Annotated in this window: 10 protein-coding genes and 1 other RNA gene; 5 read left to right on the forward strand and 6 right to left on the reverse strand. The window is 57.7% G+C overall.

Translation table 11 applies throughout. The features are described from left to right. Positions 1 to 58: 58 nt before the first annotated feature. The 3 genes from BEN48_RS12355 to ssrA form a co-directional block, all read right to left on the reverse strand. Positions 59 to 1,126, reverse strand: a complete 1,068-nt coding sequence (locus BEN48_RS12355) for a glycosyltransferase family 4 protein (protein ID WP_070735246.1) — start codon at positions 1,124 to 1,126, stop codon at positions 59 to 61. Positions 1,127 to 1,282: 156 nt separating this feature from the next. Beyond that, the gene (locus tag BEN48_RS12360; protein WP_070735247.1) at positions 1,283 to 2,026 is read right to left on the reverse strand and encodes a hypothetical protein; all 744 of its coding nucleotides are present in this window, start codon (positions 2,024 to 2,026) and stop codon (positions 1,283 to 1,285) included. 446 nt (positions 2,027 to 2,472) lie between these two features. Next, positions 2,473 to 2,844: a transfer-messenger RNA gene (gene ssrA, locus BEN48_RS12365) on the reverse strand. A gap of 310 nt (positions 2,845 to 3,154) precedes the next feature. On the opposite strand from ssrA, the gene BEN48_RS12370 reads away from it, so the two are divergent. The 4 genes from BEN48_RS12370 (at position 3,155) to BEN48_RS12385 (ending at position 10,734) form a co-directional block, all read left to right on the forward strand. Further along, positions 3,155 to 5,230: a DNA polymerase III subunit gamma/tau gene (locus tag BEN48_RS12370; RefSeq protein WP_070735248.1), complete on the forward strand. Its 2,076-nt coding sequence runs from the start codon at positions 3,155 to 3,157 to the stop codon at positions 5,228 to 5,230. A gap of 246 nt (positions 5,231 to 5,476) precedes the next feature. Beyond that, positions 5,477 to 8,485, forward strand: a complete 3,009-nt coding sequence (locus BEN48_RS12375; protein WP_241502264.1) for a M16 family metallopeptidase — start codon at positions 5,477 to 5,479, stop codon at positions 8,483 to 8,485. Positions 8,486 to 8,624: 139 nt separating this feature from the next. Next, entirely contained in the window at positions 8,625 to 9,890 is a 1,266-nt protein-coding gene (icd, locus tag BEN48_RS12380; protein ID WP_070735249.1) for an NADP-dependent isocitrate dehydrogenase, read from the forward strand. Between the two features lie 76 nt (positions 9,891 to 9,966). Beyond that, positions 9,967 to 10,734, forward strand: a complete 768-nt coding sequence (locus BEN48_RS12385) for a Swt1 family HEPN domain-containing protein (protein ID WP_070735250.1) — start codon at positions 9,967 to 9,969, stop codon at positions 10,732 to 10,734. A 347-nt stretch (positions 10,735 to 11,081) separates the two neighbouring features. Here BEN48_RS12385 and BEN48_RS12390 read toward each other — a convergent pair whose 3' ends face one another. Then, positions 11,082 to 12,494, reverse strand: a complete 1,413-nt coding sequence (locus BEN48_RS12390; RefSeq protein ID WP_070735374.1) for a mercuric reductase — start codon at positions 12,492 to 12,494, stop codon at positions 11,082 to 11,084. A gap of 347 nt (positions 12,495 to 12,841) precedes the next feature. Between BEN48_RS12390 and BEN48_RS12395 the strand changes: the two genes are divergently transcribed. Continuing rightward, complete coding sequence (locus tag BEN48_RS12395; RefSeq protein WP_083321037.1) at positions 12,842 to 13,486, forward strand: hypothetical protein; 645 nt, start codon at positions 12,842 to 12,844, stop codon at positions 13,484 to 13,486. Between the two features lie 236 nt (positions 13,487 to 13,722). Here the strand turns inward: BEN48_RS12395 and BEN48_RS12400 are convergent, their stop codons facing one another. Further along, a complete protein-coding gene (locus tag BEN48_RS12400) occupies positions 13,723 to 14,958 on the reverse strand; it encodes a hypothetical protein (RefSeq protein WP_158010176.1) in 1,236 nt (411 codons plus the stop codon). 78 nt (positions 14,959 to 15,036) lie between these two features. After that, a complete protein-coding gene (gene sucD / locus BEN48_RS12405) occupies positions 15,037 to 15,918 on the reverse strand; it encodes a succinate--CoA ligase subunit alpha (protein ID WP_070735253.1) in 882 nt (293 codons plus the stop codon). Between the last annotated feature and the right edge of the window lie 30 nt (positions 15,919 to 15,948).

The raw sequence follows: 15,948 nt of genomic DNA on the forward strand, positions 1-15,948 counted from the left end.
GCGGATGGCAGCAGCAGGAAAGCAGACGTGGGCAGGCGGGCGGGTGCCAGAAGCCGGGTCAGGAATGAGGCTTACGGATTATGCTGCGGTACATGGCCATCAGCCACGCGGTCAGCTTCTCGAGGTTGTACTCGGCCGCTATTTTTTGTTGGTTGCGACGGGCCATCTCCGTCATTTCCTGGGGGTGCGTGGCCACGTAGGCCAGGTGCTGGCTCAAGCTGGGCACGTCGCCGGGCGTTATCAGGAAGCCGTTCACGCCTTCGGTCACCAAGTCGGGTATGCCGCCTACCCGGCTGCTGACAATAATTTTGCCAGCTGCCATGGCTTCCAGAATGGACATGGGCAGGCCTTCGTTGTAGGAGGGAAGCACCAAGGTGTCGGTCTCGCGCAGCCAATAGCGCTTTTCCTCGTCGCCCATCCAGCCAAGCACGCGCACGTGTTGCTGGAGGCCCTTTGTTTCGATAGCCTGCTGCACCAGCTCCAACTCGCCATCACCGGCCAGGTAAAATTCCAGGTTGGCATGGCCTTGCTCTTTGATGAGTTGCCCCGCCGCTTCCAGCAGGTCGTACACGCCCTTGCGCTGCCCAAGGCGCCCCAGAAACAAAAAACGGTTCAGGTTAGCGGGCATGGTATAGCACGCCGCAAAAGCTGCGGGGTACACGCCATTGTGCAGCACTGCTACCTTGCCCTGGATGATGTGCTGCTGAAAAAACGCCTTCCAGAAGTCGGATAGCACCAGGACCTTGCTGCACATGCCAAATATTTTTCGAATATATGCCTGCTGCAGCGCGTTGGATTGGGCATAGAACGTGTCGAAATCGGCGCCGTGCACGTGCATTACCACAGGCAGGCCCCTTGCGCGGCTTTGCAACACAAAAGCGCTTTTGCGGTAAAAGCTCGCATCCGAAGCCACGTGAATGTGCACCACGTCGACGGCCCGCTCCCACAGTAGCTGCAGCCATGCCTGCGACGCACCTACCAGTTTTTCGGTTGCGCTGCCTTCCACGTGCGAAACCAGGTGTACAAACTCCATCCCCGTCGTTTTATTAGCAAGCATGTCGCTGATAACCGTGGCCATGCCGCCCTTGGTGCGTGTAACGCTCGGTCCAACAATGGCAATTTTCATAGTGCTCAGGAGTAATTGCAGTAAAGAAAGCTCGGCGCAGGCATGCCACCAGCCCACTCGCCCCAAGCGGTGATTTTGTGGCCTACCCCAATAGGTTAGTTTAGGCAGCCGCCTGATGAGGTTCAAGGACTAAAGACCAGCACTCACCTGCGCGCATTACAAGGCCGCTGCGCACCTGGGCGCGTCAAGAGACCCGGCCGGGGGGGACAGCGCCGGGGCCTGAGCCGCGTGCAGCTCCTGGGCCATGTACAGCAGTAGCATGCGGATAAATAGGTATACGCCAAGCATTTCCAGGCTTTCCTCCACAGTGTAGCAGAGTTGGTAGAGCAGGCTTTGGTCAGAGGAGGCATTGATGATGCGCCCCCCCAGGTACTCAAAGCCGAGCGCGCCCAGCACGTACACGGCGCCGGCTACCAGCATGCGCACCCGGGTAGGGGAAGAAAGTGCCAACAGAAAGCGCAGGTAAAGCAGGCCGACCCCAGCCACCACCACCATGCCCACTATTGCCCAGGACGTCTGGCTGGCGCCGTGCCCGCCCAAATGCGTATGCAGGTAGTAGGTGAAGTACTCATGAATGCTCACCATCTCGTCTATGGAAAGCAGCAGGAAAAACAGGGCCAGGTTGTACCAGTACCGGGAATAGGCGTCTTGCCGCCGGCGCTTTTCGCGGCCAATGAGCAATAGCAGCCCCGCCGATAGCAGCAGGATAAGCGAGGCGAAATAAGTAGGGATGCTGCCCTCCTCGTCCAACCCAAATAACTTGCTGAGTGACTTGGAAGGGTGCTGCGCCGTGATAATATCAGCCACCACCGAAGCCGCCACAAGGAAAACAATGCAGGCCAGGAGCCAGCGCAGCACTTGCTGAGGGGTGATATTGAGGGTAAGCGTAAAAGAGGTCATGATGGCGAAAGGCAACGTGCTCGGCAGGAAAGAGGAGCTGCATAACCCTTAGGTTGGAAAGCACTTGGCGAATGTCTAACAAAAATATGGCTACACAGCAGCTTCGCCGGGCGCATTATTGCCCGCGTGGCTCTGCGCCATTGGTCAACGTACCCGCCCGATAGCTGACTGATTCGGCCGGGGCAATTAGCCCCGATGTGAAGGGCCAGCTGCAGTTCTACAGCAACAGGAGAAGTACCGCTGCCGGGTGTAAAAAAGTAAAAGCCGTTGCTGGCTGCGCGGAGAAGTAGTACAGGTCCTCTAATGTTTCTCCGTTGGGGCCACCAGGCACAAAGGGCCTCCTACCCATTGCGGCACATGGCGTTGCCGCAGCCGCGAGCAGCACAAACGGAGAATAAGTCCTCCCAAAACCGAAAAACCCCGCCTGCTTGCGCAAACGGGGTTTAAAGTGGAGATGCAGGGATTCGAACCCTGGTCCAGACAAGGAAATCAACGTGCTTTCTACGTGCGTATCCAGACTTGAATTTTCATGGAATTTCAGGCGTCAGTCAGGCCCTTGAAATTCCCCTAGCTGCAGTTGCGTTTCGCCTCCGAGTCACAGCTCCCCGAAGACTATTTTCTACTTACGACGCTCCGAACTCCCAGGTGTAGAAACTTACCCAGGCGGAACGATGACGTTACCTAATTCTAAACTAGGCAGCCATGGCGTACGAATAGTCGCCGGTTGTTGTTTGATAGATTTTTTTACAGGAGAGCTTCCATCAACTCCTGGCACGCTTACCCGCAATTTGCGCGAGCTGTCAATTCCGGTCATCCCCAAATGGTAAAGAACGATTCCCGCAGCGGCCTCCAAAGAGGCTAAGCGGGCCGCGAAGGTACGCGGATATGGTAGAAACGCCAGGGCAGGAGGGAAGGTTTCCATTTTACAACTGTCATCCTGAGCGCAGCGAAGGACCTTATCACGTCTGAACGATGCGCAGTAAATCATTTGTTGACGGAAAAGACAGTGGGTTTTTTACTGCGAACTGTTCCAGAGTGATAAGGTCCTTCGCTGCGCTCAGGATGACAGACGGGGCCAAAACCCCTTCCAAAGCCGCCCTTTTTTGGGTAACTTTGTAGGCATAGCTTATGGATAATTTCGTCGTTTCGGCCCGCAAGTACCGTCCCTCCACGTTTCGCAGCGTGGTGGGGCAGCAGCACGTCACCACCACGCTGCAAAACGCCATTCAAAGCCAACACCTGGCCCAGGCGTTCCTGTTTTGTGGCCCCCGCGGCGTGGGCAAAACCACCTGCGCCCGCATCCTGGCCAAAACCATCAACTGCACCAACCTCAGCCCTGAAACCGAGGCCTGCGGTACCTGCGCCTCCTGTGTGGCCTTCCAGGAAAACGCCTCATTCAACGTGCACGAGCTGGACGCGGCCTCCAACAACTCGGTGGAGGACATTCGCTCGCTGGTGGAGCAGGTGCGCTACGCCCCGCAGGCCGGCAAGTACAAAATCTACATCATCGACGAGGTGCACATGCTCTCGAACGCGGCCTTCAACGCCTTTCTCAAGACGCTGGAGGAGCCGCCGAGCTACGCCATTTTCATCCTCGCCACCACCGAGCGCCACAAGATTATTCCCACCATCCTGTCGCGCTGCCAGATTTTTGATTTCAGCCGCATCAAGGTGGAGGACATGCGCGGGCACCTGCGCTACGTGGCCACCCAGGAGGGCATTACGGCCGAAGACGACGCCCTGCACCTGCTGGCCCAGAAAGCCGATGGTGGCCTGCGCGATGCCCTGTCGATGTTCGACCAGATGGTGACCTTCGGCGGCAACAACCTGACCTACAAAGAGGTGGTGCAGAACCTGCACATCCTCGACTACGACTACTACTTCCGCTTAGTAGACAGCCTGCTGAGCGAAAACCTCTCGGCCGCGCTGCTGCTGCTCGATGAGGTGATGCAGAACGGCTTCGACCTGCACAACTTCGTGGTGGGCACCGCCGAGCACCTGCGCGGCCTGCTGGTGTGCAAAGACGCCGTGACGGTGCAGTTGCTGGAAGTGTCCGACGGCATCAAGAAGCAATACGTGGCGCAGGCGCAGGCCGCGCCGCTGGCTTTCCTGCTCTCGGCCCTCAACCTCATCAGCCAGTGCGACCGCGAGTTCAAGCAGGCTAAAAACCAGCGCCTGCACGTAGAGTTGTCCCTCATGAAGCTGGCTTATCTGAATGGGGCCGTGCAGTTCGTGCGTGACCTCAGCCCTGCCACAAACGGCGAGGCTAAAAAAAAAACTAGTAGCCTGAGCGATGGGGGAGGAGCCGCTGCCGGCGCTCCTGATTCGGTTGGAGAAGGCCACGCCCAACACGCCCCGATAGCCACTGCCGCCGCCATAACCCCGGCGGTTTCCCACGCGGCTCCGGTTGCTTATGCTACCGAGTCGCCGGCGGCTCCCTACGTAGCCGCTGCCCGACCCGTGGCCTCGGCCAGTGAGTTGCCCATGCCGGCCGGCGCGCCCGTAGCCACCGGCCTGGCCCCGGCCGATGGCCCCGAGCCGCTCCCTGTCGAAAACGGTGTGGAGGAGCTGCACGACACGCCCAGCATTGAGGCCGACCCGCCCGCGGCCATCACCGAGCGCCACCAGATGCGCGACACGCTGCCGCACGTCGAAATCGGCGTGCCCAGCTTCGAGGGCATCGAGCCCACCCCCAAGCCCACACCCGCGGCCGCCGTTGCCAGAATGCCCGGCCTGAACAGCAAAATGCCCAGCCTGAAGGGCCTCAGCAACAAGCAGGCCGCCGGCCCGGCCGCCGCGGCCGCCACCGAGCCGCAGTTCAACACCGGTCCCGTGGCGCCCATCGATGCGGACCTGCTGCAGCGCGTGTGGCAGCAGCTAGCCGAGGAGCGCCGCGCCCAGGACCGCATGAGCGAGTACTGGGTGCTGAACCGCGCCGTGACGGCCAACGCTGAGCACAACATTGAACTGGCCGTTGACAACCCCATCCAGGTGGACCAGTTCAACGAAATGCGGGTAGAGTTCCTGGCCGAGCTGCGCCGCCGCACCGGCCACCCGCGCCTCACGGTGCAGCCCGTGGTGACGGTAGCCGCGCCCACTGCCAAAAAGCTCTACACTACCTCAGACAAGTTTGAGTACCTGGCTGAGCGGTTTCCCGCCCTGCGCGAAGCCAAGCAACGCTTGGGTTTGGAAGCCGACTATTAGGCGGTCGGGCAGAAGCAATGCCGTAGCAAAAAAGGCGGTCATGCTGTGCGGAGCCGAAGCATGACCGCCTTTAGCCAGGGATGCTCCTGCTTCATTGCAAACATAAATCCCGCACTCAGTAAAGGCCGCAATCGTTTGGGGAACGGGTGGGGCGGCACCACCGTGTATGCCCGGCGGTGGTAAAATCCGGCAAGGTAGTTGAAAAATTCTTTTTTTATTCCCCTATCAGCCAGCTACCTTTGTTTTTTGAATCATCCCGGCTATCCTTCCGCGCCCTTCGTGAAAAACAACTTTTTACTGCTGTTTCCGGCCTTGGCGGTGTTAGGTTTTGCCACTCAGTGCCAATCCACCAAGCCCGCTGCAACTGCCTCCGCTACGGCCACTGCTCCCGCCACCACGCCTGCCGCGCCGAAGGAATATCGCTACGAAACAGTGCCCGGCGACCCTTTGCAGGTTCGTATCTATAAGCTGGATAATGGATTGACAGTTTACCTGTCGGACTATAAGGATGCCCCGCGCATCCAGACGTACGTAGCTGTGCGCGCCGGTTCCAAGAACGACCCCGCTACTGCCACCGGCCTGGCCCACTACCTCGAGCACATGGTGTTCAAGGGCACGTCTAAGCTGGGCACGCAGGACTGGGCTAAGGAAAAAGTAGAGCTCGACAAGATTGAGGCGCTGTACGAAACGTACCGCGGCCAGCGCAACGACCCCGCCGCGCGCAAGAAAACTTACCACCAGATTGACTCCATCTCGGGGGTAGCCGCTACCTACGCCGTGCCGAACGAGTACGACAAAGTGATGGGCGCCATCGGGGCCAAAGGCTCCAACGCCCACACCTCGAGCGAGGAAACGGTGTACCAGGAAGACATCCCCAGCAACCAATTGGAAAAGTGGACGGCCATTCAGGCCGAGCGCATGCAGGAGATGGTGCCGCGCCTGTTCCACACCGAGCTGGAAGCCGTGTACGAAGAAAAAAACCGGGGCCTGGACAGCGACTTCCGCAAGCAGTACGAGGCCCTCAACGCCGCGCTCTACCCCACGCACCCCTACGGCACGCAGACGACCATCGGCACGATAGAGCACCTGCAAAACCCGTCCATCACGGAAATCAAGAAGTATTTCGGTCAGTACTACGTGCCGGGCAACGTGGCCCTGTGCCTGAGCGGCGACCTGGACTACGATGCGACCATTCGGCTTATCGACAAATACTTCGGCGCATTGCCCGCCAAATCAGCTCCGGCCTTCAACCCGCCGGTAGAAAAGCCGCTGACCGTGCCGATGGTGCGGGAAGTGGTGGGGCCACAGGCGGAAAACGTGATGCTGGGCTTCCGCCTGCCAGGTAAAGCTACCCGTGACGGCATACGCCTGCAGATGCTGGATAAAATCCTGACCAACGGGCAGGCTGGCCTGATTGACCTCAACCTGAACCAGCAGCAGAAAGTGCTGCAGGCTACGTCGTTCACGGACCTCAACACCGATTATTCGACCCACGTTATCTACGGTAATCCGCGCCAGGGCCAGAAACTGGACGAGGTGAAGAGCTTGCTGCTGGCCGAGCTAAGCAAGGTGAAAGCCGGCAACTTCCCCGATTGGCTGATTCCGGCCATCATCAACAACGACAAGCTGGAGCGCACCAAGAGCTACGAAAGCAACGAGGCCCGCGCCACTGCCATGTACGAGGCGTTTATTCAGCGCGTCGACTGGAAAGATTACCTGCAGCAGCAGGAGACGTTTGCTTCCATCACCAAGGAGGAAATCGTGAAATTCGCCAACGACAACTACGGCGACAACTACGTGACCGTGTACAAGCGCACCGGCACCGACCCCAACAAGGTGAAGGTGGTGAAGCCTGCCATCACGCCCGTGCCAGCCAACCGCGACGTGGCCTCCAATTACTACAAGCAGCTCACGGCCATGCCCAGCTCGGAGCTGCAGCCGGTGTTTCTCGACTACAAGAAGGATATTCAGGAAACAGCCATCAAGCCGGGGCTGCCGCTCTACTACACGCACAATGCGGAGAATGGCCTGTTCAATCTGTACTACATCTTGGACATCGGCACCAACAACGACCCCCGTTGGGGCCTGGCCACCGACTATCTGCAGTACCTCGGAACTGGCAGCTACTCGGCCGCGCAGCTGCAGCAGGAGTTTTACAAGCTGGGCTGCTCCTTTAACGTGAGCAGTGGTACCGACCGTATTTTCGTGACCCTGAACGGCCTCGACACCAACCTGGAGCCCGCGCTCAAGCTATTTGAACAGCTAATAAATGCCCCCAAGCCCGATGCTGCTGCTTTGAAAAACATGGTGGCCGGGATGCTCAAAGCCCGGCAGGATGCCAAGCTCAACAAGGGCGTGATTCTGAATGCGGCCATGGTGAACTACGTGAAGTACGGGCCGAAAAACCCCTTCACCAATGTGATGAGTGAGAAGGAGCTGAAGGCCGTGAAGCCCGAGCAACTCACTGCGCTCATTAAGAAGCTGCCGACATATCAGCACCGCGTGCTGTACTACGGTCCCCTTCCTCAGGAGGGAACCGTAGCAGTGTTGAAAGCAGAGCATCGCACGCCGGCTAAGCTTACGCCTACCCCAGCTGCCAAAGACTTTGCTGAGCAACCTCTGAAAGACAAGAAAGTCTATTGGGTTGATTACAACATGGTGCAGGCCGAAATCCTGTTCCTGACCAAGGGAGACGTGTACAACAAAGAGATGGTGCCCACGGTGGCGCTCTACAACGAGTACTTCGGGGGCGGCATGGGCAGCATCGTGTTCCAGGACCTGCGTGAAAGCAAGGCGTTGGCTTACTCCGCGTCGTCGCGCTACGCCAACGCCGACAAGGTGGGCCGCTCCAACTACAACATGAGCTACATCGGAACACAGAGCGACAAGCTGCCCGAGGCCATGGCCGGCATGGAGGCCTTGCTAACGGACATGCCCGTGGCCGAAGCCAATCTGGAAATTGCCAAGAACTCCATCCGCAACAGCATCAGCACCGAGCGCATCACCAAGGGCAACGTGCTACTGAGCTACGAGCGCGCCCGCCGCCTCGGCCTCGACTACGACCTGCGCCGCGACGTGTACACCGGCACCCAGAACATGACTTTTGATGAATTGAATAAGTTTCAAAACGCCAAGATTAAAGGCCAGAACCAGGTCATTCTGGTTATAGGCTCGAAAGACCGGCTGAATTTTAAGGAGCTGGCCAAATACGGCCAGGTGCAGCAGCTCACGCTGAAGGAGATTTTCGGGTATTAGCCCCCCGATGATTGTCATGCTGAGCGCAGCGAAGCCCCTTATCCCGCCTGCACTTAGTTGAATTCTTACCACCGACGCCTGACGCGATAAGGTCTTTCGCTGCGCTCAGGATGACAGATTTATACAACACACGACCCACATGGCAGAGCAAAAAATCACCATTAAAAATGGCAAGCTGAACGTACCGGACAAACCCACTATTCCCTTCATAGAGGGCGACGGCACGGGGCCGGACATTTGGGCTGCTTCCAAGCTGGTATTTGATGCGGCCGTTGAGAAAGCCTACGGCGGCAAGAAGCAGCTGATGTGGAAGGAAGTGCTGGCCGGTGAGAAAGCCTACAAAGCCACCAACAACTGGCTGCCCAACGAAACCCTCGACGCGTTCCGCGAATACCTGGTGGGCATCAAAGGCCCCCTGACCACGCCCGTGGGCGGCGGCATCCGCTCGCTGAACGTGGCCCTGCGCCAGGAACTGGACCTGTATGCCTGCGTGCGCCCCGTGCGCTACTACGACGGCGTGCCTTCGCCCGTGCGCCAGCCCGAGCTGACCGACATGGTCATTTTCCGCGAAAACACCGAGGACATCTACGCCGGCATCGAGTACATGAACGGCACGCCGCAGGCCCAGAAAATGCTGGAATTCCTGCAGGATGAGATGGGTGTGAAGAAAATTCGCTTCCCCGAGTCGTCCTCGTTCGGCATCAAGCCGGTGAGTAAGGAAGGCACCGAGCGCCTCGTGCGCGCCGCCATTAACTACGCGCTACAGCACAAGAAGCCGTCGGTGACCATCGTGCACAAGGGCAACATCATGAAGTTCACCGAAGGTGCCTTCAAGACCTGGGGCTACGAGCTGGCCGAGAAGGAATTCGGTAGCAAGGTGTTTACCTGGGCGCAGTACGACAAAATAGTGGCCAAGCAGGGCGTGGCCGTGGCCGATGCCCTGCAGAAGCAGGCGCAGGAGCAGGGCAAGCTCATCATCAAGGACAGCATCGCTGATGCTTTCCTGCAGCAGATTCTGTTGCGTCCCGCCGAGTACTCGGTAGTTGCTACGCTGAACCTGAACGGTGACTACATCTCCGACGCGCTGGCGGCCATCGTGGGCGGCATCGGCATCGCGCCCGGCGCCAACATCAACTACCTGACCGGCCACGCCATCTTCGAGGCTACCCACGGCACCGCGCCCAAGTATGCCAACCAGGACAAGGTGAACCCCGGTTCGGTTATCCTCTCCGGCGTGATGATGCTCGAGCACATGGGCTGGAAAGAAGCCGCCGCCCTCATTAACAAAGGCCTCGAAGCTGCCATCGCCAGCAAGCGCGTGACCTACGACTTCGAACGCCAGATGGACGGCGCTACGCTCCTCAAAACGAGCGAATTTGCCCAGGAAATTGTGAACAATATGTAGTAGCTTGGCCTCGGCCTAAGCAACATTAGAAACCCCCGCGTCGGCCTAGGCTGGCGCGGGGGTTTTATTTACAACTATGAATGAAAAACAAGCTCTGCAGGACGTCGAAAATGTATTGAGAGATTTCTTGTCAGCTACACTCGAAAAGAAGTTTGGGACAAGTTGGTTCTACCAATGCGGGTTGCCAGAGGAAAGAATAAATAAGTGGAAGGAAAAGTTTGAAGCGGAGTTAAGGAAGCAGAGATATTCGAATTGCGACCCACGGCTAATTTACTATTCTGATTTCTATGATTTAGGAAATATTATCAGAAAAAACTGGGAGTTATTTGTTAATGCATTTGGTGAAAAAAAAGAAATAGAAATTTTTCTTAAACTACTTGAAGATTTCAGAAATACGAATGCACATGGCCGAGAACTTTTGACTTACCAAAAGCACATTGTAGTTGGGTTGACTGGTGAAATCAGAAATAGAATCACAAAATTTAGAAGTATGCAAGAGACAGGTGAAAGCTATTTTCCAAGAATTGAAAGTGTTCATGATAACTATGGCAATAGTTGGAAAATGGGTGACCTTGGTATCATAACTGGGTTGACCCTGCGTGAAGGAGATATTCTAGAGTTTGTGGTGTCTGCAACTGATCCAAAGGATGAACGAATAGAGTACTCTATAGATTATAGGGACTGGCAATCTGAAAAGCACATTCAAGTGTTATTGTCCGAAGCCCACATCCGACAACAACTGACTATTTGCATTTTGATTAGAAGCCAAAGGAGTTATCATGCAAGCGATGGGTATGATGATGCAGTCATTTTCAAGTATCAAGTTCTCCCAAAACTGGCGTGAGTTTAGCCCAATGTAACTCGGACCATTTCAATTGTTACTTCCTGCCCGGCTGGCGCGCGTTTGCGGCGCGCTGCTCATTGGCTTTGAGCTTTCAACTCGCGCATTGAACAATGTCTTCAATTAGCTCAGAACCCGAGCCAAAGGCTCGCACCCAGTAGGCAGCGCGTCACAGAAGCGCCCCCGGCTGGCGCGCGTCTGCGACGCGTTGCCCACTGGCGTCGAGCTTGTAGCTCGGGCATTGAACAACATATTCTACTGGCTTAGAACCCGAGCCAAAGGCTCGACGCCAGTGGGCAGCGCGTCGCGGACGCGCGCCAGCAGGAGCCAGCAGGCAACGTCAGCTATTGCTACTTCCCGCCCTTCTTCAAATCCCGGAACACGTTGTTCAGCCCCTCCGCCCAGGTGGGGTGGGCGAATATCATTTCCTGCAGCTGCTGGTACTTTAGCCGCCCGGCCATGGCTACTTCGATAACGGCCATGATTTCGCCGGCTTCGGGGCCAAGTAGGGTAGCACCCAGCAGCCGGTCGTCTTTGCCCACCAGTACTTTCCAGAAGCCGCGCGCCTCGCTGGTGTGCTGGGCCCGCCCGATGGTGCGCACGGGCATGGTGGCCACGCGGTAGGGAACGTTTTTATCCTGGGCCTGGCCTTCGTCGAGGCCAATGCGGGCCATGGGCGGGTCAGTGAACATCACGTAGGGGAGGGGACGGTCGCGGGCCGAGCGTTTGCGGCCGTGCAGTAGTGCGTCGCGCACCACGCGGTAGTCGTCGTAGGCCAAATGCGTGAACTGCGGGCCAGGGTGAATGTCGCCCAGCGCGTACACACCCTTCACGTTCGTTTGTAGGTTATTGTTGACCGGGATGTAGCCTTTTTCGTCGGTTTTCACACCCGCGAACCCCAGGCCCAGCTTGTCGGAGTTGGGGGTGCGGCCGGTGGCCACCAGCAGGTGGGAGCCACGCAGGCGCCGCTCGCCGGTGCTGGTAGTGGCCGAAACGGTGATGGTGCCGCTGGGGCTGCGGCTCACGCTGTGGGCGCGGGCGTTCAGCACAAACTCCACGCCCTCGGCGCCCAGGGCGTCCTGCAGGCCACGGCACACGTCGTCGTCTTCGCGCTCCAGCAGCTGCGGCCCCGATTCTACAACGGTTACGCGACTGCCGAAGCGCCGAAACATCTGGCCGAACTCCAGTCCGATGTAGCCGCCGCCCAGGATGATGAGGTGCTCGGGCAGCTCCTTCAGGTCGAGCAGCTGCGTGGTGCTGAGGTAGCCCACGTCGGCCAGGCCGTCCACGTCGGGGATGGCGGCGCGGGTGCCGGTGTTGATGAAGATGAGCGGCGCCGTGAGCCCCTGGGTGCGGCCGGTGGCCAGGGCCACGTGCAGGGCGTGCGGCCCCGTGAAGGCAGCGTGTCCTTCGAACAGGGTGATGTTGGGCTGCTTCTTGGTGAGGTTGGCCCGCACACCTTCGCGCATGGCGGCAACCACCCGGTCTTTGCGGGCCACGGCGGCGCCCAGGTCTACTCTCAAGTCGGCCGCGTGGGCGGTTTCGGGGGCTGCTACCTGAGCGGCGGTACGCAGCTGGTGCAGGCGTTCGGCAGTGGCAATAAGCGTCTTGGTGGGCGAGCAGCCGTAGTTGATGCAGGAGCCGCCCAGGCGGTTTTCTTCGATGAGTGCCACCTTGCGGCCCGCGCCAGCCAAAGCGGTGGCCAACGGGTTGCCGGCTTGGCCGGAACCGATGATGATGGCGTCGAAAGTAGTTGCAGGCATAAGGAGTGAAACAAGGTTGTTGCCGTACATACGGTCTCGCTTGGCAAGGCGCCGAATAGTAAGCCGGAATTTGTCGTGTGCCGGGCTGGGTGTCATGCTTCGCCAGCTCAGCATGAATACCTTCAAGAATGCGTACCACGCGCAAGCATCAACGTTCTTCAGTAAAACCATTTTCCAGCCCAAAACCTGAAAAGTGGCGTAAAAACACGAAATTGCCGTATCAGGCGTTGTTTTGCCTCTGTTTATCCTGCGTTTCCTTTATGAAGCATTTGCCGCTACTGGCTCTTTTTCTCGTTGTTACGGGGCTTTCCAGCTGTTCGTCACTCTACTTTCCGCCGCCGCCCCACGTGCCGCTGCTCACCCAGCAGGGAGAGATTTACGGCAGCCTCAGCACCAACCTGCAAGGCAACACGGCCCTGCAGGGCGCCTATGGCCTCACCAATCACCTGGGGGCCGCGGCCACGTTTTCGTCCATGCACCGCAAAAAGTCCCGCAAAACGGAAAACATTGATTTTGGCGAAGCCAGCCTCGGCTACTTCACCAAAATATCCGACAACCGCGTGCTGGAAGTGTACGTGGGCGGCGGTGGCGGCAGCACCGAGCGCATCGAGCGCAATAGCGAGCAAGTGGTGACCGACCGGTTCAACGGCAGCCTGTCGAAGGTATTTACCCAGGTGAACTACGCCCGCAAAAAGAAGGACAATATTCGCCTCTTCAACCACGATTTCCCGCTCACCTACGGCGCGGCACTGCGCATGAGCTACGTGCAGCTCAACGACTTTCGCATCAACGGCCTGGCAGCCCCCGGCGAAAACAACCTCTTTTTCGAGCCCATCACCTTCACCCGCACCCAAATTGCGGGCCCTGTGCAGCTGCAGTTTCTGAGCGGTCAGATGTTCGGTTTCCGCAACAACAAGTACCTCAAGGCCGCAAATTCGGTGTTTCAGGTCGGTGTCATTGTGAACATTGGCGATGGGTTTCTATCGCAGTAGCCGTGTGTAGTTGGGTGAGACACCGAATGAAAAAGCCCCGAACAGTGCTTGTCCTTACCCAAAACTCAAACGCCCTTCCGGCCATATGGCTGGAAGGGCGTTTTTGCGTGATTGCTTGGCCGGCTTGCCGCTTTTCAGGCGGGGCCAGCCAGCCAAAAAGGGCCTTGGCGTTACCTCGGGGAAGTCGGAAAAAGATTTGGGTAAGGACAAGAACAGTGCGGGGCTTTTTCATTCGTTTAGGGTTTGGCTTTGCTTTCGAAGAAACTTGTGAGCGGCCGCTTGTAAAGGCCGCTGGTAGTGCCCAGGTATACGGTATCACCGAGTTGCGCAAGGTCGGAGAAATCAGCATAACCTAAGCCGTCGTTCTTTACCTCGCGTAAACGTATCGTATTGGCATTCAAAAACTTCAGACTGTAGATGCTGTTGGTGATGACGCCGTGCGTGATGCCTACTAAGCTGTCGCCCACCTGATAAAAGGTTGATAGACTAAGCCCAGAGTTGAAGCCGTCCAGGCGCTGCCAACTTGCGCAGTCGTTGACCGAAGTCCACATGGTGCCACCGGTTTGCATGGCATAAACAACGCCTTTCCACTTGAAAATTGCAGTAGGGCTTACCGGGCCAGTGGCCTGGGTAAACGTGCCATTTACCTGCTGAAAGGAGCCATCTTCCTTGATTTTGAACAGGCCAAAGCCCGCACACCACACCAGGAAATAGTCGTCAACGGCCCAAAACGATTTGAAGCTGAGTTGGCTAGGGCTGGGGGTGGGTATGCGAATAAGCCGCGAGCTGACCTGCGTGGTACCCGGAAGAGTTGTGTTGGTGGTGGTTGAGCCCGTGGTAGCCGTGTTAACTAGTTGGCTCAACACCAGGTGGAAAGCGTTTTCCGCCAGGTCAGTGGTGCGGTAGCCGCACAGCAGATAGTCGCTGCGGTTGATAGCCCCAAAAGGGAAGCGCGTGCCTAACAGGCTGTTCTCAAACCGCGTGGCGGTGGGGTCAAGTTTGCGCAGCCGCAGCCGCGTGCCCCGGTCCAAAAACTTGGTTGGGTAAATAGTCAGTACCGTATCAGAAGCGACGTTGTCGCCGGTTGGGTTGACGTAGAAATTTGCGTTCATTGGAACCACGTTGCGCACGTCCCAAGGCATCGGGTTTAGAAACCAGGTACGGGATAAAGTGTGACCGAATCCCGTATAGTAGCCGTTGGCCTCTTTCTCAACAGAGCCGGAAATGGGCGAAAGAACCTCAAATCTGCCTATTGACTGCAAATTGAGAATGTTCGTACCCGGTACTACTTGCAGCACATTGCGCTGATAGTTAATGAGGTGCTTGACCTCGGTCCAGCTGTGCTGCTTTTCTACCTCTTGCACCACTAGTTTCTCCACTTCCTTGCGGCAGGCCGTGCCAGCGAGCAATGTGCCCACCATGATATAAAGACTGAGTTTGCGCACGGTAGAGAATTGGGAGAAGTGAGACAATGAGAAAAAATAGCAGGCAAAGAAAAAGCTCCGGTAAGTACCGGAGCTTTTTCTGCAATAACAACTGTAAAGCGAAGACTACTTGCCGCCCAGTACGCGCAGCATGGTGTCGCCAATCTCGGCGGGCGAATCCACTACGTGGATGCCGCACTCGCGCATGATGGCCATTTTAGCGGCAGCCGTGTCGTCGGCGCCGCCTACGATGGCACCGGCGTGGCCCATGCGGCGGCCGGGAGGGGCAGTCTGGCCGGCGATGAAGCCTACCACGGGCTTTTTGTTGCCGGTTTCCTTAATCCAACGAGCGGCTTCGGCTTCCATGCCGCCGCCGATTTCGCCTATCATCACGATGCCTTCGGTCTCGGGGTCGTTCATCAGCAGCTCTACCGCCTCCTTGGTGGTGGTGCCGATGATGGGGTCGCCGCCGATGCCGATAGCCGTGGTCTGGCCCAGGCCGGCTTTGGTGAGCTGGTCCACGGCCTCATAGGTCAGCGTACCCGACTTGGATACGATGCCGATTTTGCCTTTGGTGAAGATGAAGCCGGGCATGATGCCCACTTTGCACTCGCCGGCAGTCATCACGCCGGGGCAGTTGGGCCCAATCATGGTGATGCCCTTGCGGTCCTTGAGGTAATGCTTCACGGCAATCATGTCCTTGGTCGGAATGCCTTCGGTGATGGTGATAATCACCTTGATGCCCGCGTCGGCAGCTTCCATGATGGCGTCGGCGGCGAAAGCCGGCGGCACGAAAATGATGCTGGTGTCGGCACCGGCTTTCTCCACGGCTTCGGCCACGGTGTTGAACACGGGACGGCCGAGGTGCTCGGAGCCGCCTTTGCCGGGCGTCACGCCGCCTACCACGTTGGTGCCGTAGTCCATCATCTGCTGGGCATGGAACGAACCTTCGGAGCCCGTGAAGCCCTGCACGATAACCTTGGAGTTTTTATTAACCAGAACGCTCATTCGGAGGTGTTTTTGGGGAGTTGATGGAGT

This window comes from Hymenobacter glacialis (genome assembly GCF_001816165.1).
Taxonomy (GTDB): Bacteria; Bacteroidota; Bacteroidia; order Cytophagales; family Hymenobacteraceae; genus Hymenobacter; species Hymenobacter glacialis.

What these genes read in the sequence shown, in the direction of transcription:
- BEN48_RS12360 (WP_070735247.1), bottom strand. Translation starts at nt 2,026, where the DNA reads ATGACCTCTTTTACGCTTACCCTCAATATCACCCCTCAGCAAGTGCTG.
- BEN48_RS12355 (WP_070735246.1), bottom strand. Translation starts at nt 1,126, where the DNA reads ATGAAAATTGCCATTGTTGGACCGAGCGTTACACGCACCAAGGGCGGC.
- BEN48_RS12370 (WP_070735248.1), top strand. Translation starts at nt 3,155, where the DNA reads ATGGATAATTTCGTCGTTTCGGCCCGCAAGTACCGTCCCTCCACGTTT.
- BEN48_RS12390 (WP_070735374.1), bottom strand. Translation starts at nt 12,494, where the DNA reads ATGCCTGCAACTACTTTCGACGCCATCATCATCGGTTCCGGCCAAGCC.
- sucD (WP_070735253.1), bottom strand. Translation starts at nt 15,918, where the DNA reads ATGAGCGTTCTGGTTAATAAAAACTCCAAGGTTATCGTGCAGGGCTTC.
- icd (WP_070735249.1), top strand. Translation starts at nt 8,625, where the DNA reads ATGGCAGAGCAAAAAATCACCATTAAAAATGGCAAGCTGAACGTACCG.
- BEN48_RS12385 (WP_070735250.1), top strand. Translation starts at nt 9,967, where the DNA reads ATGAATGAAAAACAAGCTCTGCAGGACGTCGAAAATGTATTGAGAGAT.